This is a genomic window from Acidovorax sp. GW821-FHT11A03 (assembly GCF_058809075.1).
On record NZ_JBXASG010000002.1, the window covers coordinates 40,958 to 58,705 of the forward strand.

At 64.8% G+C, this 17,748-nt stretch carries 15 protein-coding genes; all 15 read right to left on the bottom strand.

Annotated features, from left to right (window positions below):
* Position 1: 1 nt before the first annotated feature.
* The 15 genes from AC1RVY_RS03985 to aroB all read right to left on the bottom strand — a co-directional run bounded on the left by AC1RVY_RS03985 (position 2) and on the right by aroB (position 17,573).
* On the bottom strand, positions 2-757 hold the full coding sequence (locus AC1RVY_RS03985) for an ABC transporter permease (protein ID WP_218293437.1): 756 nt from the start codon (positions 755-757) through the stop codon (positions 2-4).
* Positions 754-1,779, bottom strand: a complete 1,026-nt coding sequence (locus AC1RVY_RS03990; protein ID WP_218293436.1) for an ABC transporter ATP-binding protein — start codon at positions 1,777-1,779, stop codon at positions 754-756. The genes AC1RVY_RS03985 and AC1RVY_RS03990 overlap by 4 nt, the downstream gene beginning before the upstream one ends.
* Before the next feature lie 92 nt (positions 1,780-1,871).
* A complete protein-coding gene (locus AC1RVY_RS03995) occupies positions 1,872-2,183 on the bottom strand; it encodes an STAS domain-containing protein (protein ID WP_492805413.1) in 312 nt (103 codons plus the stop codon).
* A gap of 17 nt (positions 2,184-2,200) precedes the next feature.
* Positions 2,201-2,851 (bottom strand): MlaC/ttg2D family ABC transporter substrate-binding protein, encoded by a 651-nt coding sequence (locus AC1RVY_RS04000; RefSeq protein ID WP_218340335.1) that lies wholly within the window; start codon positions 2,849-2,851, stop codon positions 2,201-2,203.
* A gap of 161 nt (positions 2,852-3,012) precedes the next feature.
* Positions 3,013-3,783: an MlaA family lipoprotein gene (locus AC1RVY_RS04005; RefSeq protein WP_370627806.1), complete on the bottom strand. Its 771-nt coding sequence runs from the start codon at positions 3,781-3,783 to the stop codon at positions 3,013-3,015.
* Between the two features lie 5 nt (positions 3,784-3,788).
* Positions 3,789-4,283, bottom strand: coding sequence for an outer membrane lipid asymmetry maintenance protein MlaD (gene mlaD / locus AC1RVY_RS04010; protein ID WP_218293432.1), 495 nt, complete (start codon positions 4,281-4,283; stop codon positions 3,789-3,791).
* Between the two features lie 39 nt (positions 4,284-4,322).
* The gene (gene mlaE / locus AC1RVY_RS04015; RefSeq protein ID WP_492244425.1) at positions 4,323-5,105 is read right to left on the bottom strand and encodes a lipid asymmetry maintenance ABC transporter permease subunit MlaE; all 783 of its coding nucleotides are present in this window, start codon (positions 5,103-5,105) and stop codon (positions 4,323-4,325) included.
* The gene (locus tag AC1RVY_RS04020; RefSeq protein ID WP_492805415.1) at positions 5,102-5,920 is read right to left on the bottom strand and encodes an ABC transporter ATP-binding protein; all 819 of its coding nucleotides are present in this window, start codon (positions 5,918-5,920) and stop codon (positions 5,102-5,104) included. Before AC1RVY_RS04020 ends, mlaE begins: the two co-directional genes overlap by 4 nt.
* Positions 5,921-6,249: 329 nt before the next feature.
* Positions 6,250-7,743: a glutamate synthase subunit beta gene (locus tag AC1RVY_RS04025; RefSeq protein WP_218293429.1), complete on the bottom strand. Its 1,494-nt coding sequence runs from the start codon at positions 7,741-7,743 to the stop codon at positions 6,250-6,252.
* A gap of 48 nt (positions 7,744-7,791) precedes the next feature.
* The gene (locus AC1RVY_RS04030; protein WP_492805416.1) at positions 7,792-12,522 is read right to left on the bottom strand and encodes a glutamate synthase-related protein; all 4,731 of its coding nucleotides are present in this window, start codon (positions 12,520-12,522) and stop codon (positions 7,792-7,794) included.
* Positions 12,523-12,703: 181 nt separating this feature from the next.
* The gene (locus AC1RVY_RS04035) at positions 12,704-13,402 is read right to left on the bottom strand and encodes a transposase (protein ID WP_492805418.1); all 699 of its coding nucleotides are present in this window, start codon (positions 13,400-13,402) and stop codon (positions 12,704-12,706) included.
* 87 nt (positions 13,403-13,489) lie between these two features.
* Entirely contained in the window at positions 13,490-14,458 is a 969-nt protein-coding gene (locus AC1RVY_RS04040) for a class I SAM-dependent methyltransferase (protein ID WP_492805958.1), read from the bottom strand.
* An 8-nt stretch (positions 14,459-14,466) separates the two neighbouring features.
* On the bottom strand, positions 14,467-15,093 hold the full coding sequence (locus tag AC1RVY_RS04045) for a DUF1415 domain-containing protein (protein WP_492805419.1): 627 nt from the start codon (positions 15,091-15,093) through the stop codon (positions 14,467-14,469).
* Between the two features lie 116 nt (positions 15,094-15,209).
* Complete coding sequence (locus AC1RVY_RS04050; RefSeq protein WP_492805420.1) at positions 15,210-16,415, bottom strand: deoxyguanosinetriphosphate triphosphohydrolase; 1,206 nt, start codon at positions 16,413-16,415, stop codon at positions 15,210-15,212.
* A 54-nt stretch (positions 16,416-16,469) separates the two neighbouring features.
* A complete protein-coding gene (gene aroB / locus AC1RVY_RS04055) occupies positions 16,470-17,573 on the bottom strand; it encodes a 3-dehydroquinate synthase (RefSeq protein WP_492805422.1) in 1,104 nt (367 codons plus the stop codon).
* Positions 17,574-17,748: the final 175 nt, after the last annotated feature.

Genomic DNA, 17,748 nt, shown 5'->3' on the forward strand with positions numbered 1-17,748 from the left:
GTCAATTCCGAATTTTGTAGCCGGTGCGCAGCAGGTGGACCGCCAGGGCACTCACGGCCAGCCAGGCCACGCCCACGATGGAGAGACTGAGCCACGGCGAGGTATCGCTCTGGCCAAAGAAGCCGTAGCGGAAACCGTCGATCATGTAGAAGAACGGGTTGAGGTGGCTCACGGTCTGCCAGAAGGGCGGCAGCGACTGGATGGAATAGAACACGCCCGAGAGGAACGTCATCGGCACCACCACGAAGTTCTGGAACGCCGCGAGCTGGTCGAACTTGTCGGCCCACAGCCCGGCAATCAGCCCCAGCGTGGCCAGCAAGGCCGCCCCCAGGAAGGCGAACGCAAGAATCCACAGCGGCGCGGCGAACTCGGGCCGGGCGAACGCCAGCGTGACGATGAACACCCCCAGCCCCACCACCAGCCCGCGCACGATGGACGAGCCCACATAGGCCAGGAACCAGGCCCAGTGCGACAGCGGCGTGAGCAGCACGAACACCAGGCTGCCCATGATCTTGCTCTGGATCAGGCTCGACGAGCTGTTGGCGAAGGCGTTCTGCAGCACGCTCATCATCACGAGGCCCGGCACCAGGAAGGCGGTGTAGCTGATGCGGTCGTAGACCTTCACATGGTCTTCGAGCACGTGGCCAAAGATCAGCAGGTACAGCACGGCCGTGAGCACGGGCGCGGCCACGGTCTGGAAGCTCACCTTCCAGAAGCGCAGCACCTCCTTGTAGAACAGGGTCTGCCAGCCGGTCATCGTTGTGCTCCCACGCTCGGCACTGCGGTCTCCGCGCCGCCCCCCAAGGGGACTGCGCCCTGCCTGGGGCGGCCCGGCGCTGCGGCAGCCTCCACCCCCGCCAGAGGAATATTGGATGCCGAGGTGCCCGACATCACCTGCAGGAAAACGTCTTCCAGGTCGGGCCGGCGGATCTCCATGTCATGCACGTCCACGCCCGCCACCCGCAGCGCGGCCAGATGGCTTTCGATCTCGGCCGCGTCGTGCGCGGGCAACTGCACGATGCGGCCCGTGACGCGGGCGAGCGCGTTGAGCGAAGGCGGCAGGACCGCATCGGTCTTGAACTGCAGGATACTGCCGGAGGCCGCCTGCAACAGCTCGCTCGTGCGGTTCAGGGCCACGATGCGGCCCGACTTGAGCATGGCGATGCGGCCACACAGGGCCTCGGCTTCTTCCAGATAGTGCGTGGTCAGCAGCACGGTGTGGCCTTCCTTGTTCAGGCGCGCCACGAAATGCCAGAGCGTCTGGCGCAACTCCACGTCCACGCCCGCAGTGGGCTCGTCGAGCACGATGATGGGTGGCTTGTGCACCAGCGCCTGCGCCACGAGCACGCGGCGCTTCATGCCGCCCGACAGCTGGCGCATGTTGGCCGTGGCCTTGTCGGCCAGGCCCAGGTTTTCCAGCAGTTCGTCGATCCAGGCTTCGTTGTTCTTCACGCCGAAGTAGCCGGACTGGATGCGCAGCGACTCGCGCACGTTGAAGAAAGGGTCGAACACCAGCTCCTGCGGCACAACGCCCAGCTTGCGGCGCGCCTGGGCAAAGTCGGCCTGCACGTCGCTGCCCTGCACCAGCACACGGCCGCTGCTGGCACGGGCCAGGCCCGCGAGAATGCTGATGAGGGTGGTCTTGCCGGCACCGTTGGGGCCCAGGAGCCCGAAGAACTCGCCCTCCTCGATGTCCAGGCTGACCTGGTTCAGTGCCTGGAAAGGGCCTTTGGGCGTGGCAAAGGTCTTGGAGATGGCTTGGAATGAGACTGCGGGCATGAAGCCCCTGATTTTACGGCCTTGCACCAAAGAGCGCCGACCGGGGTCTGGCACGGCCCCTGGGCCGTCGCCGGCCCGGCCTGCCGCCGCTGTCAGGACGCGGGCGCGAGCAGCGTGCCCACGCCATACAGCCCCGCCAGGCTGCGCAGGGCGGCGGGCAGGCCTTGGACGGCAAAGGTCTTGCCATCGTCGATCGCTTCGCGCCGGCATTCGAGCAGCACCGCCAGCACCGACGTGTCAAACACCGCCAGTGCATGGGCATCCACCATGACGCAGGGCTCGCGGTGCGCCTTCAGGCCCTGCAGCAGCATGTGCAGGCACACCGTGGCCTGGCGGTGGGTCAGTTCGGCGGGCAATACCAGCATGTCAGTGCCCCGTGGTGCCGCACGCCGGCCGCGGCGCATGAAACCGGTGTGCCATTTCAGCCCTTGGCGCCGGCATTGCTCTTGTTGCGGGCCACCAGGGTCTCGATCAGGCCGTCGATTCCCTTGGCGTTGATCTCCTGCGCGAACTGGCCGCGGTAGGTTTCCACCAGCCACACGCCCAGCACGTTCAGGTTGTAGATTTTCCATCCCGCACCGTCGCCGGGGGTTTTTTCCAGCCGGTAGTCCAGCTGGATCGGATCGCCACGGCCGACGATTTCGGTACGCACCAGCACGTCCTTGTCCTCCGGGGCGGCCCGCAGGGGCTTGACCTGGATGGTCTGGTCGTTCACCTGCGCCAGCGCCCCCGCGTAGGTGCGCACCAGCAGGATCTTGAACTCGTCCTGCAGGCGCTTTTGCTGCTCGGGGGTGGCCTGGCGCCAGCCGGGGCCCACCGCCGCGGCGGTCATGCGGCGGAAGTTCACGTTGGGCATCACGGTCTTGTCCACCAGCGCGATGATCTTTGCCAGGTCGCCGCTCTGGATGGCCTTGTCCGCCTTCACGGTGCTGAGCACATCGGCCGACAGGCGCTTGATCAGCGCATCGGGAGCTTCATCCGCGGCCAGGGCGGCCAGGGGCGCGGCGCCCAGCGCGGCCACGGCCGTCAGGCACAGGGCCATGTGGCCCAGGGTACGTCGGTTCATCGTCATGATGTCTTCTACTTTCTCGGGAGCTGCGGGCGCCGGTGGCACCCGGCGTTCATTCATTGTGGGCGGCCAGCGCAGGCCCCGTGCGTCGCGCGGGTTGCGGATTGCAAGCAAGTGCAACACGCCTGCCCCGGACACGGCCCGCCACGGATTGCGCCGCCGCCTCAGCGCGGAGGCTCTTCGGGCAGCACGCCATCATTGGCGTTGCGCTCGTCCTTGTCGTCGCCATTTTGCGCCGTGCCCGCCTGCTGCTGGCTGCGCACCTGCAGGAACACGTCGCGGGTGAAGCTGTACTTGTCCAGGGCGGCGCTGTCGAGCACGGACCCCGCGCGCAGCAGGTTGGCGCGCACGTCCACGGCACGCAGTGCATACAGCGCATTGCGGGCCGATACCGGGTCCACATAGCTCACCGCGTTGCCCTTCCAGTCGACGGGCAGGGCCAGCGTGTCGCGCACGGTGGAGGGGCCCAGGATCGGCAGCACCAGGTACGGGCCCGTGCCCATGCCCCAGTACCCCAGCGTGAGGCCGAAATCCTGCTTGTAGCGGTCGATGCCCAGTTCGCTGGCGATATCGAGCACGCCGCCCAGGCCCATGAAGGTGTTCACGTTGACGCGCATGAAGGTGGACGCGGCGGCTTCCGCCCGCAATTGCAGCACGTTGTTCACGAACGACCACACATCTCCCACGTTGGCGAAGAAGTTGCTGACGCCCGTGCGCACCGGTGCGGGCGTGGCTTCCTTGTAGGCAATCGCCACCGGCTTGAGCACCATCGCATCGACCTGCTCGTTGAAGTTGGTCATGCTGCGGTTGTAGGACTCCAGCGGGTCGCGCGGGTCCGGGTTGGCCACCGTGGCGCAGCCCGTGAGCAGTGCCGCTCCCAGCAGAAAGGCCAGCCACGCGGCGGCGCGGGCGGCGGGTTGGGAAAGCTTGGTCATCGTCGTCATTTCTTGTCACCTGCCCCTGCGGGCTTGCTGTTGCTGCCGTCTTCGGCCTTGTTGTAGAGGAATTGTCCGATCAGGTTCTCGAGGACTACGGCCGACTGCGTGGCGGTGACCATGTCGCCCGCCACCAGGTTCTTCTCGTCGGCACCGGCCTCGATGCCGATGTACTGTTCACCCAGCAGGCCGCTGGTGAGGATCTTGAGGGAGCTGTCCTTGGGGAAAGCGTAGCGGTTTTCCATCGCCAGCGTCACCCGCGCCTGGTAGGTCTTGTCGTCGAACGTGATGGACTCCACACGGCCCACCACCACGCCGGCACCGCGCACCGCGGCCTGGGGCTTGAGGCCGCCAATGTTGTCAAAGCGCGCGGTGATGCGGTAGCCGGGCTGGAAGTTCAGGCTCAGCAGGTTGGCCGACTGCAGCGCCAGGAAGACCAGCGCCACCGTGCCGAGCATGACGAACAGCCCTACCCAGAGATCGTTTTTGGATGGTTGCATTGTTTGATTTCTCCACTCCGGCGGCTTTTCGGGCCCGCCTCAGATACTGAACATCAGGGCCGTGAGCACGAAGTCCAGCGCCAGCACGGCCAGGGACGCCATGACCACCGTGCGGGTAGTGGCGCGCGCCACGCCTTCGGGCGTGGGCTTGGCGGCATACCCCTGCAGCAGCGCCACGAACGTGACGGTGAAGCCGAAGACCACGCTCTTGATCACGCCGTTGCCCAGATCGCGCCAGACGTCCACGCCGCCCTGCATCTGGCTCCAGAACGCCCCGTGGTCGACGCCGATCATGAGCACGCCCACGATCCACCCGCCAGCCACCCCCACGGCGCTGAACACCGCCGCCAGCAGGGGCATGGTGATCACACCGGCCCAGAACCGCGGCGCGAGGATGCGGCGCACCGGGTCCACGGCCATCATCTCCATGGCGGAAAGCTGCTCACCCGCGCGCATGAGGCCGATCTCGGCCGTGAGCGAGGTGCCCGCGCGGCCGGCGAACAGCAGGGCCGTCACCACGGGCCCGAGCTCACGCACCAGCGACAGCGCCACCAGCATCCCCAGGGCTTCGGAAGCCCCGTACCGCTGCAGCGTGTAGTAGCCCTGCAGGCCCAGGACAAAACCCACGAACAGGCCCGACACCGCGATGATGGCCAGCGAGTAGTTGCCCAGAAAATGGATCTGGTCGCGCACCAGCGACGGCCGCATGAAGGCCGCGCCCGCCAGCTGCAGCAGCCGCGCGAACAGGCGGGCGGCCATGCCGATATCGGACAGTTTCTGGCGCACGGCGAAGCCCACGTCGGACGGCTTGTACCAGCTCATAGCACCCGCCCCCCGAACGGACCGAAGTCCTGCTCCACGGTCGGGCCCGCGTAGTGAAACGGCACGGGCCCGGTCGGCAGCGCGTTCACGAACTGGTGGACCAGCGGGTCGGTGCTCGCCCGCACCTCATCGGGCGTGCCCTGCGCGGCCACCACGCCCGCGCCCAGAATGATCACATGGTCCGCAAGCCGGAAGGTCTCTTCCAGGTCGTGCGAGACCACGATGCTCGTGAGGCCCAGGGCATCGTTGAGCTGACGGATCAGCTGCGCCGCCGTCCCCAGGGAAATGGGGTCCAGCCCCGCAAACGGCTCGTCATACATCACCAGTTCGGGGTCCAGCGCAATGGCACGCGCCAGCGCCACGCGCCGCGCCATGCCCCCGGAAATCTGGCTGGGCATCAGGTCGCGCGCGCCGCGCAGGCCCACGGCATGGAGCTTCATCAGCACCACGTCCCGGATCAGCGCCTCGGACAGGTCGGTGTGCTCGCGCAGCGGGAACGCCACGTTCTCGAACACGCTCAGATCCGTGAACAGCGCCCCGAACTGGAACAGCATGCCCATGCGGCGGCGCGCTGCATAGAGCTGGTGGGTGTCCATGCGCCCCACGTCGTCGCCATTCAGGAGCACCTGGCCAGCCTGCGCGCGCTGCTGGCCGCCGATCAGGCGCAGCACCGTGGTCTTGCCCCCTCCGGAGGCACCCATCAGCGCCGTCACCTTGCCCCTGGGCACCGCCAATGTCACGTCGCGCAGGATGACGCGGTCACCGTAGGAGAACGTGACATTGCGCAATTCGGCAAGGCAGGAAGACTCAGGCATGCAATGGAAGGGGTTCGGAAATCCGGAGAACGGGCGGCCGCGACGCATGGGAACATGCTGCGCTCACACAGCGGCGATGGTAGCTGAAGAAACATACATTCATGTATGTTTGCGTTTCAACGCCGCCGCCGGCGGGGCCACGGAAGCTATCCCGCGTGCGGCAACCCCGGATTGACAGGCACCGATTGTGCCAATAAAGGCCGCCATCCGCTGCGCTCTGCTCCAAGGCCCTGACCGACGGGCGTCCTGGCCGCGCCGGTGGCGCTGCCGCTCCCTCGGGCAAAAAAAAACGGCGCCCCAGGGCGCCGTTGTTGCAGTGCGACACTGCCTCAGCGCGGCAGGTCGGAATATCCCATCAGGAACTCATCCACGGCACGGGCGGCCTGGCGGCCTTCACGAATGGCCCACACCACCAGCGACTGGCCCCGGCGGATGTCGCCGGCGGCAAACACCTTGGGCGCGTTGGTCGCGTAGCCGCCATCGAAGTCCGTGGTGGCGCGGGCGTTGCCGCGGGCATCCTTGTCCACGCCAAACGCCTCCAGCACGGCAGCCACGGGGCTCACGAAGCCCATGGCCAGCAGCACGAGGTCCGCCTTGAGGATCTGCTCGGAGCCGGCCACCTCAACCATCTTGCCGTCCTTCCACTCGACGCGCACGGTCTTGAGGCCGGTGACCTTGCCGGACTTTCCGTCTTTCCCGTCGCCGATGAACTCCTTGGTGGAGATCGCGAACTCGCGCTCGCAGCCCTCTTCATGGCTGGAGCTGGTGCGCAGCTTGATCGGCCAGTAGGGCCAGGTCATGGGGCGGTTTTCTTCTTCGGGGGGCTGGGGCATCAGCTCGAACTGCGTGACGCTCGCCGCACCGTGACGGTTGCTCGTGCCCACGCAGTCGCTGCCGGTGTCGCCGCCGCCGATCACGATGACGTGCTTGCCGTCGGCGCGCAGCTGTCCCTTGAGCTTGTCGCCCGCGTTGACCTTGTTCTGCTGGGGCAGGAATTCCATGGCGAAGTGGATGCCGTCGAGGTCGCGGCCCGGCACGGGCAGGTCGCGCGACTGCTCGGCGCCGCCGGTCAGCAGCACGGCGTCGAACTCCTTGTGGAGTTGCTCGGGCGTGACGGTTTCCTTGGCCCAGTTGGTGACCTTGGAGCCCTTGCCCAGGCCGTCCTTGGGCGCGCCCACGAACACGCTGGTGCGAATGACCACGCCTTCGGCTTCGAGCTGCTTGACGCGGCGGTCGATGTGCGACTTCTCCATCTTGAAGTCCGGGATGCCGTAGCGCAGCAAGCCGCCCACGCGGTCATTCTTCTCGAACAGCGTGACGCTGTGTCCGGCGCGCGCCAGTTGCTGCGCGGCCGCCATGCCGGCTGGGCCCGAGCCCACCACGGCCACTTTCTTGCCGGTCTGGTGCTTGGCAGGACGCGCCTGCACCCAGCCTTCGTCCCAGGCCCGGTCGATGATGGCGTGCTCGATGGACTTGATGCCCACGGCGTCGTCGTTCACGTTGAGCACGCAGGCCGCCTCGCAAGGCGCCGGGCAGATGCGACCGGTGAACTCGGGGAAGTTGTTGGTGCTGTGCAGCACCTCGATCGCGCTCTTCCAGTCCTGGTGGTACACCAGGTCGTTGAAGTCCGGAATGATGTTGTTGACCGGACAGCCGTTGTTGCAGAACGGCGTGCCGCAGTCCATGCAGCGCGCGCCCTGCACCTTAGCCTGGCTCTCGTCGAGGCCGATGACGAATTCCTTGTAGTGCTTCAAGCGCTCGGGCACGGGCTTGTAGCCCTCTTCGATGCGCTCGTATTCCATGAAGCCGGTAGTTTTTCCCATGACGATGTCCTTGTCTATGAATGCTGTGCTGGTCTCTGCGGCATCGCCTTACTTGGCGGAGACCGCTTCTTTTTTGGTAGCAGCTACCGCTGGCGTAGCGGACTCCTCCAGCACTTTTCGTTCATAAATTTCAGCCAACGCACGCTTGTACTCGGTCGGGAAGACCTTGACGAACTTGCTGCGCGATGCCGCCCAGTTGTCCAGGAGCTCGCGCGCACGCTTGCTGCCCGTCCAGCGGTTGTGGTCCTCCAGCAGCTTCTTGAGCTGCGCCTCGTCGGTCTGGCCGTTGTGCCAGATGGCGCGGGGCACGCTGGCCTTCTGCTCTTCAGCCGGAAGGATGCGCTCCAGGCTGACCATGGCCATGTTGCAGCGCGTGTCGAACTGGCCGTCCTCGTCATAGACATAGGCCACGCCGCCGCTCATGCCCGCGGCGAAGTTGCGGCCCGTCTTGCCCAGCACCACCACCGTGCCGCCGGTCATGTACTCGCAGCCGTGGTCGCCCGTGCCTTCGACCACCGCCGTGGCACCCGACAGGCGCACCGCGAAGCGCTCGCCCGCCACGCCGCTGAAGAAGGCTTCACCCGTGGTGGCACCGTACATCACGGTGTTCCCCACGATGGTGTTGCGCACCGCGTCGCCGCGGAAGTCGATGCTGGGGCGCACGATCACGCGGCCGCCCGACAGGCCCTTGCCCGTGTAGTCGTTGGCGTCGCCGATCAGGTACAGCGTGATGCCGCGCGTGAGGAACGCGCCGAACGACTGCCCGCCCGTGCCTTCGAGCTGGATGCGGATGGTGTCGTCCGGCAGGCCCTCAGGGTGCACGCGTGTCACGGCACCGGAGAGCATGGCGCCCACGGAGCGGTTCACGTTGCGCGCCACCTCGATGAACTGCACGCGCTCGCCCTTTTCAATGGCGGGCTTGCTGCGCTCGATGAGCTTGCGGTCCAGCGTGTGCTCGATGTTGTGGTCCTGCACATCCACGTGGAAGCGCGGCACATCGGCGGGCACGTTGGGCTGGGCGAACAGGCGGCTGAAGTCCAGGCCACGTGCCTTCCAGTGTTCCAGTCCCTGGCGCATGTCGAGCAGATCGGTGCGGCCGATCAGGTCGTCGAACTTGCGGATGCCCAGCTGGGCCATGATCTGGCGCACTTCCTCGGCGATGAAGAAGAAGTAGTTGACCACGTGCTCGGGCTTGCCCGAGAACTTGGCGCGCAGCGCGGGGTCCTGCGTGGCCACACCCACCGGGCAGGTGTTCAGGTGGCACTTGCGCATCATGATGCAGCCCTCGACCACCAGGGGTGCCGTGGCGAAACCGAACTCGTCGGCACCGAGCAACGCGCCGATGGCGACGTCGCGGCCAGTCTTCATCTGGCCGTCGGCCTGCACGCGCACGCGGCCGCGCAGACGGTTGAGCACCAGGGTCTGCTGGGTTTCGGCCAGGCCGATCTCCCAGGGGCCGCCAGCATGCTTGATGGACGACCAGGGCGATGCGCCCGTGCCGCCGTCATGGCCGGCGATCACGAGGTGGTCGCTCTTGCACTTGGTCACACCTGCGGCGATGGTGCCCACGCCGACTTCGGACACCAGCTTGGTGCTGATGCTGGCGTGCGGCGCCACGTTCTTCAGGTCGTGGATGAGCTGGGCCAGATCTTCGATGGAGTAGATGTCATGGTGCGGCGGGGGCGAGATCAGGCCCACGCCGGGCACGCTGTGGCGCAGCTTGCCGATGTAGTTGGAGACCTTGCCGCCAGGCAGCTGGCCGCCTTCGCCGGGCTTGGCGCCCTGGGCCATCTTGATCTGGATCTGGTCGGCCGACGACAGGTATTCGGCCGTGACCCCGAAGCGGCCCGAAGCCACCTGCTTGATGCGGCTGCGCAGGGAGTCGCCATCCTGCAGGGGCAGGTCGACTTCGACGTTCTCGGCGCCGATCACGCTCTTGAGCGTATCGCCCTGCTTGATCGGGATGCCCTTGAGTTCGTTGCGGTAGCGCGCGGCGTCCTCGCCGCCCTCGCCGGTGTTGCTCTTGCCGCCGATGCGGTTCATGGCCACGGCCAGCGTGGCATGCGCCTCGGTGGAGATGGAGCCCAGGGACATGGCGCCCGTGGCGAAGCGCTTGACGATTTCCTTGGCGGGCTCGACCTCGTCCACGGGGATGGCCTTGGCAGGGTCGATCTTGAACTCGAACAGGCCGCGCAGCGTCATGTGGCGCTTGCTCTGGTCGTTGATGATCTGTGCGTATTCCTTGTACGTGTTCCAGTTGTTGGCGCGCGTGCTGTGCTGCAGCTTGGCGATCGCATCGGGGCTCCACATGTGCTCTTCGCCACGGGCGCGCCAGGCATATTCGCCACCGGCGTCCAGCATGGTCTCGAGCACCGGGTCGTCACCGAAGGCGGCCTTGTGCATGCGGATGGCTTCCTCGGCGATCTCGAAGACGCCGATGCCTTCCACGCGGCTGGCGGTGCCGGTGAAGTACTTGCCCACGGTTTCCGTGTTCAGGCCGATGGCCTCGAACAGCTGGGCACCGCAGTAGCTCATGTACGTGCTCACGCCCATCTTGGACATGATCTTGGACAGGCCCTTGCCGATGGCCTTGACGTAGTTGTAGATGGCCTTGTCGGCCGACAGGTCGCCCGCGAGGTCCTTGTGCATGTCGGCCAGGGTTTCCATGGCCAGGTAGGGGTGCACGGCCTCGGCGCCGTAGCCGCCCAGCACGGCGAAGTGGTGCACTTCGCGCGCGGTGCCGGTCTCGACCACCAGGCCGGCCGTGGTGCGCAGGCCTGCGCCCACCAGATGCTGGTGGATGGCCGACAGGGCCAGCAGCGCGGGGATGGCCACCTGGGTGGCGCTCACGGCACGGTCGCTGACGATCAGGATGTTGGCGCCGCCCTTGATGGCGTCCACGGCCTGCGCGCACAGCGAGGCGAGCTTGGCTTCCACGCCCTCACGGCCCCAGTCCAGCGGGTAGGTGATGTCGATGGTGGCGCTCTTGAACTTGCCCTGCGTGTACTTCTCGATGTTGCGCAGCTTGGCCATGTCGGCGAAGTCCAGCACGGGCTGGCTCACTTCGAGCCGCATCGGTGGGTTGACCTGGTTGATGTCCAGCAGGTTCGGCTTGGGGCCGATGAAGCTGTTGAGCGACATCACGATGGCCTCGCGGATCGGGTCGATCGGCGGGTTCGTCACCTGCGCGAACAGCTGCTTGAAGTAGTTGTACAGCGGCTTGTTCTTGCCCGAGAGCACGGCCAGCGGGCTGTCGTTGCCCATGGAGCCGATGCCTTCTTCGCCGTTCCTGGCCATGGGGGCCATCAGGAACTTGATGTCTTCCTGCGTGTAGCCGAAGGCCTGCTGGCGGTCGAGCAGCGGCAAGGGTGCGGCCTCAGGGGTGGACGCGGTGTCGGTGCCCACGCTGTCGAGCTTGATGCGCAGGTTCTCGATCCACTGCTTGTAGGGCTTGGTGTTGACGATGTTGGCTTTCAGCTCGTCGTCGTCGATCATGCGGCCCTGTTCCAGGTCGATCAGGAACATCTTGCCGGGCTGCAGGCGCCATTTGCGCACGATCTTGTTCTCGGGGATGGGCAGCACGCCGGATTCCGAGCCCATGATGACCAGATCGTCATCGGTGATGCAGTAGCGCGAAGGGCGCAGGCCGTTGCGGTCCAGCGTGGCGCCGATCTGGCGGCCGTCGGTGAACACGATGGACGCCGGGCCGTCCCAGGGCTCGAGCATGGCGGCGTGGTATTCATAGAAGGCGCGGCGGCGCTCGTCCATGGTGGTGTGCTGTTCCCAGGGCTCGGGGATCATCATCATCACGGCCTGGCTGATGGGGTAGCCGGCCATGGTCAGCAGTTCGAGGCAGTTGTCGAACGTGGCGGTGTCGGACTGGTCAGCGAAGCTGATGGGATAGAGCTTTTGCAGGTCGGCCGCGAGCACGGGCGAGGCCATCACGCCTTCGCGCGCCTTCATCCAGTTGTAGTTGCCCTTGACGGTGTTGATTTCACCGTTGTGCGCCACGTAGCGGTACGGGTGGGCCAGGGGCCACTCGGGGAATGTGTTGGTGGAAAAACGCTGGTGCACCAGGCCCACGGCCGAGATGCAGCGCTCGTCCTGCAGGTCCAGGTAGTAGGTGCCCACCTGGTCGGCCAGCAGCAGGCCCTTGTAGACCACGGTGCGGCTGGACATGCTCGGCACGTAGTACTCTTTGCTGTGCTTGAGCTTCAGCGCCTGGATGTTGGCGCTGGCGGTCTTGCGGATCACGTACAGCTTGCGCTCCAGCGCGTCCTGCACGATCACATCGTTGCCACGGCCGATGAACACCTGGCGCAGGATGGGCTCCTTCTTGCGCACGGTGGGCGACATGGGCATGTCGCGGTTCACCGGCACATCGCGCCAGCCGAGCAGCACCTGGCCTTCGGCCCTGATGGCGCGCTCCATCTCCTGCTCGCAAGCCAGGCGCGAGGCATGCTCCTTGGGCAGGAAGATCATGCCCACGCCGTATTCACCGGCGGCGGGCAGCGTGACGCCCAGCTTCGCCATTTCCTCGCGGTACAGCGCGTCGGGAATCTGGATCAGGATGCCGGCACCGTCACCCATGAGCTTGTCGGCACCCACCGCCCCGCGGTGGTCGATGTTCTCCAGGATCTTCAGGGCCTGCGTCACGATGTCGTGGCGCTTTTCACCCTTGATGTGGGCCACGAAGCCGAGCCCGCAGGCGTCGTGCTCGTTACCCGATGAATACAAACCGTGTTGTTGCAGATGCTGGATCTCGGCAGCCGTGGTCATGGCGCACTCCTCATATTTTTCGCAGGGAGTGGAAGATTAGTGCATTGCAACATCTTTTGGCAAGCACATTAATCAGGGTCAGATTCTTAATCAATAGCCGCAGATCAGCTCATCATTTTTATTGGGGACATATCATTTTTGGTAGCCATAGACCCGATGCGGCCTTATGCATGGCCACGAATCATTCAGATTTATTGTGAAGCGCCGGCCGTCCCGCCTGTCCCCGGGTCACCCGACGCGGCGTGTTTTTTTGCAACTCTTGCACAAAGCCGGGGTCGCCCAGCGCCCAGCCGCTGAGCACGGATGACGTCAGCGCGGCCTGCTCTTGCGATCCGATGCCCGCCTGAACCAGTGCGGCGTACGCCGCCTCGCGCGCGAACGGCGTATTGCCGAGCGCCCAGTACAGGGCATGGGGCGTGAGCAAGCGGTCATGGCGCAAGCCCAGCCAATGGGCGTGGCTCGACCACGCATAGTCGGAAGCCTGCACCACCTGCCCCGCGCGCACCGGGTTCAAATCAAGGTAGACCATGCAGGGCAGCAGATACCGTTCTGGCTGCAGCACCGTGGAGCGATAGCGCCCCTCCCACAAGGTGCCCGTGCGCGCATGGCGCCGGTTGAAATACTGCACATAGCGTCGCCCCACCGCCTGCATCATCTGCGGCAAACCATCGACGGTGGTGGGAGTTGCCAGCAGATGAAAGTGGTTGTCCATCAGCACATAGGCGTGCACAGCCACCCCGTATTTCTGAGCGTTGTCCGCCAGCAGCAATAGCATGGTCTCGAAGTCTTCGTGGTCGATGAAGATGCTTTGGCGGTTGTTTCCACGCTGGATGACGTGGTGCAGATGACCGGGCAAGGTCAGGCGTGGCAGGCGGGCCATGGATGTCGATGGGAGCAAGGATGGGGGGCGATCATAAATCCGTCCCCGATTATCCCGTCCAGGCGGAGCCCTGCGTGCGGTGCGAGGCTAGTGTGGCACTGCGTCCGCAGCCACTGGCGTATCGCCAGCCTGCGGCTTCAATCCAAAACGCGCCCCCAGCGCCCTGTCGAGCCCGAACTCTTCCAGAATGGCGCGCAGCCGATCCGAGGCGCTGCGCTTTTTCTGGCCTGTGTACCGGGCAATGATGAGCTCGTTCTTCATGCTGTGCTCCCAGCCCACCAACTCCGTCACCGTGACCTGGTAGCCACTGGCCTCCAGGTACAGGCAGCGCAGCACATTGGTGACCTGGCTTCCCAGCTCGCGGGTGTGCAGCGGATGGCGCCAGAGCTCGGCCAGTGGCGTGCGCGCCAGCTGCAGGGCCTTGCCCTGGCGCAGGCAGGCGGCCATTTCGGCCTGGCAGCAAGGCACCAGCACCATGGCCCGGGCGTTTTTCTGCAGGCCGAAAGCGATGGCATCGTCGGTGGCCGTGTCACAGGCATGCAGGGCGGTGACCACGTCGATGTGGGCTGGCAATTCATCTGCGCCTGTGGATTCCGCCACGGACACATTCAGGAACGACATGCGCTGAAAGCCCAGCTTGTGCGCCAGCACACGCGACTTTTCCACGAGCTCGGCGCGCGTCTCCACGCCGTAGATATGGCCACGCCCGAGCGCCTTGAAATACAGGTCATACAGGATGAAGCCCAGGTAGGACTTGCCCGCGCCATGGTCTGCGAGCGTGGGTCCCTGGCTGGTGGTGGACAGCTCTGCGAGCAGTGGTTCGATGAAGTTGAACAGGTGGTACACCTGCTTGAGCTTGCGCCGCGAGTCCTGATTGAGGCGCCCATCGCGCGTGAGGATGTGCAACTCCTTGAGCAATTCCACAGATTGCCCGGGCCGCAGCTCGGACAGTTCCCCGGTCGGGGCAGCCTTGGCCTTAGCGCCAGCACCACTACCCGAGGAGCCCGGCACCTGGGAATGGGTGCGGGCAGCTTTCTCTTTCGCGGCTTTCGTCATTGCCATGGTCATCGCTCCGTATCTTTTACCGCTGGCGGTGCCGGCAGGGAGACCCCAGGCCCTACGCTCAGAGCGGCCCAACCCGACATGCCTAGTTCTTGCAAAACCTCGATGTTCCGCTCGAAGATCGTTTCCGCCTCGGGGAACACCTCGACAGCGCGGTCGATGCTCTCTTCGCGCAGCAGGTGCAACGTGGGATAGGGTGAGCGGTTGGTGCAGTTGGTCACATCGTCTTCCCGCGTACCCGCAAACTGGAACCGCGGGTGAAAGCTGGCGATCTGCAGCGTGCCTTCCATGCCCACTTCTTCCAGCACGGCCTCTGCCTCTTCCAGGAAGTCGTTGAAATCCAGGAAATCATGGAGGCAATGGGGAAGGATCAGCAGCGTGGTGTCTCGCACCTCGGAAGGATTAGCCGCCAGGGCGGCAAGTTCACTGCGCAGTACCTCCAGAATCGTTGCCAGATCCCCAGTCAGCGCTACCGCGTAGTGAATCTGCCCCTTCACGTGAACGCCCTTTGCAAAGGGGCACAGGTTGAGGCCGATCACCGCCCGCTCGAGCCACTGGACCGTGTCGCGAATGAACAATGCGGCAGGCTCCTCGGAGCCCACCGTAGCCGTGGAAGGGAATGAAGTCATGGGGAGGCGCGCGAAGCGCAATGAAGTGCCTGCGGATTTTACCGGGCGCCATTGCCTCCGGCGACAGCCTCCGCCGGCAACGACACGCCCCTCATGCGCACAGCCGCGCGCAGTCCTCAGTCGAGAAGTCGCCGCCCAGTAAGGCGCTCATGTTCGCGCGCCGCAAATCGGTCGGTCATGCCCGCAATGAAATCCGCCACCGCCCGTGCCCTCAACGGGCCCTGGTCTGCCGAGGCCTGCTCCGCGAAAGCCGCCTTCATCTCTTGCGGCGACACCGTGTAAGCCGCGAACAAGTCGCGAACCACTTCCTGCGCGCGGCCCGTGGTCTCCATCACACGCGGATGGCGGTACAGATTCTTGAAAAGAAACCGCTTGAGAACCTGGGAGCGCTCCCGCATGCCATCACTGAACATCACCAGCGCGGGGGCTTGGCGAACTCCATCGACGCTGGCCGGGCCATGCCGTGCGAGCGCCGTCCTAGTGGTGTCGATCACGTCATAGACCTGCGCGCTGAGCATGCGCCGTATGGCCTCGTACAGCAGGCGCCGCTGGCGTGGCAGCTGGGCGAGGTCCGGATGCTCCGACTCGGCAGCAGCCCGGTACTCGTCGAACAATGGCACATCCTGCAACTGGTCCAGCGTGATCAGCCCCGAGCGCACACCGTCGTCGATATCGTGCGCGTTGTAGGCGATCTCGTCTGCCAGATTGCACAGCTGTGCCTCCAGGCTCGGCTGTTCGTGGCGCAAGAACCTCGCACCGACGCCATCGGGCTCTTCGTCTTCCAGCTGCCGGGCGTGCTGCCGGGAACAATGCTTGAGAATCCCTTCCCGCGTTTCGAACGTGAGATTCAGCCCGTCATACTGTGGATAGCGCTCCTCCAGCTTGTCCACCACGCGCAAGCTCTGCAGGTTGTGCTCGAAGCCCCCGTGCTCGGCCATGCAGCCATGCAGCGCGTCCTGGCCAGCATGCCCGAAGGGCGTGTGGCCCAGGTCATGGGCCAACGAGATGGCCTCTACCAAATCCTCATTGATGCGCAGTGAACGTGCTATGGAACGCCCGAGTTGGGCTACTTCCAGCGAGTGGGTCAGGCGAGTACGGAACAGGTCGCCTTCGTGGTTAAGAAAAACCTGCGTCTTATAGACCAGCCGCCGAAACGCTGTGGAGTGAACAATTCGATCCCGATCCCTCTGGTACTCCGTCCGCGTAGGCGCAGCTGCCTCAGGATAGCGCCGCCCACGGCTCACTGCGGGGTCGCAAGCATAGGGGCGGAGATCCGAGTTGCGCCCCCAATTGGGGGCCAGCGCTCCGTCTTTATCGCGCATTTCTAGCTACAAAAAAATAGCAGCAATCGGCATTGCAATTGCATCGCGTTTGTATCACTTGCAGCAGGCCTCGATCACGTCACGCACCAGACGGTCGGGCGCGGAACGCAGGGCAGCTCGGCCGGGACCATCGATGACGACAAAACGAATTTCGCCTGCTTCCGATTTCTTGTCCACGCGCATCAGCTCCAGGTAGCGTCCCGCGTTGTCGTTTGAATCAAGCACTGGTCCTTGGGTGGGCAGCCCAGCGCGGGCGATCAGCACCGTGAGTCGCTGCACAAAGGCCGCATCCACAAGACCCAGGCGATGCGACAGCTCAGCTGCCATCACCATACCGGCTCCCACACCTTCACCATGCAACCAAGCGCCATATCCCATTCCGGCTTCGATCGCATGTCCAAAGGTATGGCCAAAATTCAGAATGGCACGCAAGCCCGATTCACGTTCGTCCTGCCCCACCACCCATGCCTTTATCTTACAACTGCGACGCACGGCGTGGACCAGCGCAGCGCGGTCGCGCGCCAGCAGGGCATCGATATGGGCTTCAAGCCATTCCATGAAAGCCATGTCCGCGATCGGTCCATACTTGATTACTTCCGCCAGACCCGCGCTGAGTTCGCGCGGAGGCAGCGTGTCGAGCACATCCAGATCGCACACCACCAGCTGAGGCTGATAAAACGCGCCGATCATGTTCTTGCCCTGCGGATGGTTGATCGCCGTTTTGCCCCCCACGGATGAATCCACCTGCGCCAGTAACGTGGTCGGCACCTGCACGAATGGCACACCACGCATGTAGCTCGCAGCGGCGAAGCCGGTCATATCACCCACTACACCACCACCGAGCGCAAACAGGACCGTCTTGCGGTCGCAGCCGCGCTCCAGCAGCACATCAAAAATCTTCTGCAGGGTCTGCCAGTCCTTGTGTGCTTCGCCATCCGGCAACCGTACCTCATGAACCTGCGGGTAGCGCTCCGACAGCGCGGCCCTCAGTGCCGCCATGTAGAGCGGGGCGACCGTTGTATTGCTCACAATCAATGCGGCACCGGCGCGCGGCAGGCCATCATAAGTGGTGGCACTACTCAATAGACCACCGCCAATCGCAATGCGATAGCTGCGGTCACCTAAGTCAATAGCGACTTCTTGGGCAGTAAGGGACATAAAAAACGGTATTTTTACGACGACGCGATGCTTCGTCGCCAAAGCTATTGTGCATGCTGGAGATGCTGGCGGCGGCCCTATCACAGCGAGAGGGTTCCGAGCAAGCCTCGCAGCGAAAAAGATTCATCCCGAATGGCTTTGCGTACGCCAACCACGTTACACAAGACCTTCATCC

What these genes read in the sequence shown, in the direction of transcription:
- AC1RVY_RS04050 (WP_492805420.1), bottom strand. Translation starts at nt 16,415, where the DNA reads ATGCGCGATAAAGACGGAGCGCTGGCCCCCAATTGGGGGCGCAACTCG.
- AC1RVY_RS04045 (WP_492805419.1), bottom strand. Translation starts at nt 15,093, where the DNA reads ATGACTTCATTCCCTTCCACGGCTACGGTGGGCTCCGAGGAGCCTGCC.
- AC1RVY_RS04025 (WP_218293429.1), bottom strand. Translation starts at nt 7,743, where the DNA reads ATGGGAAAAACTACCGGCTTCATGGAATACGAGCGCATCGAAGAGGGC.
- AC1RVY_RS03990 (WP_218293436.1), bottom strand. Translation starts at nt 1,779, where the DNA reads ATGCCCGCAGTCTCATTCCAAGCCATCTCCAAGACCTTTGCCACGCCC.
- AC1RVY_RS04005 (WP_370627806.1), bottom strand. Translation starts at nt 3,783, where the DNA reads ATGACCAAGCTTTCCCAACCCGCCGCCCGCGCCGCCGCGTGGCTGGCC.
- AC1RVY_RS04030 (WP_492805416.1), bottom strand. Translation starts at nt 12,522, where the DNA reads ATGACCACGGCTGCCGAGATCCAGCATCTGCAACAACACGGTTTGTAT.
- AC1RVY_RS04020 (WP_492805415.1), bottom strand. Translation starts at nt 5,920, where the DNA reads ATGCCTGAGTCTTCCTGCCTTGCCGAATTGCGCAATGTCACGTTCTCC.
- AC1RVY_RS03985 (WP_218293437.1), bottom strand. Translation starts at nt 757, where the DNA reads ATGACCGGCTGGCAGACCCTGTTCTACAAGGAGGTGCTGCGCTTCTGG.
- aroB (WP_492805422.1), bottom strand. Translation starts at nt 17,573, where the DNA reads ATGTCCCTTACTGCCCAAGAAGTCGCTATTGACTTAGGTGACCGCAGC.
- AC1RVY_RS03995 (WP_492805413.1), bottom strand. Translation starts at nt 2,183, where the DNA reads ATGCGCCGCGGCCGGCGTGCGGCACCACGGGGCACTGACATGCTGGTA.
- mlaE (WP_492244425.1), bottom strand. Translation starts at nt 5,105, where the DNA reads ATGAGCTGGTACAAGCCGTCCGACGTGGGCTTCGCCGTGCGCCAGAAA.
- AC1RVY_RS04000 (WP_218340335.1), bottom strand. Translation starts at nt 2,851, where the DNA reads ATGACGATGAACCGACGTACCCTGGGCCACATGGCCCTGTGCCTGACG.
- AC1RVY_RS04035 (WP_492805418.1), bottom strand. Translation starts at nt 13,402, where the DNA reads ATGGCCCGCCTGCCACGCCTGACCTTGCCCGGTCATCTGCACCACGTC.
- mlaD (WP_218293432.1), bottom strand. Translation starts at nt 4,283, where the DNA reads ATGCAACCATCCAAAAACGATCTCTGGGTAGGGCTGTTCGTCATGCTC.
- AC1RVY_RS04040 (WP_492805958.1), bottom strand. Translation starts at nt 14,458, where the DNA reads ATGACGAAAGCCGCGAAAGAGAAAGCTGCCCGCACCCATTCCCAGGTG.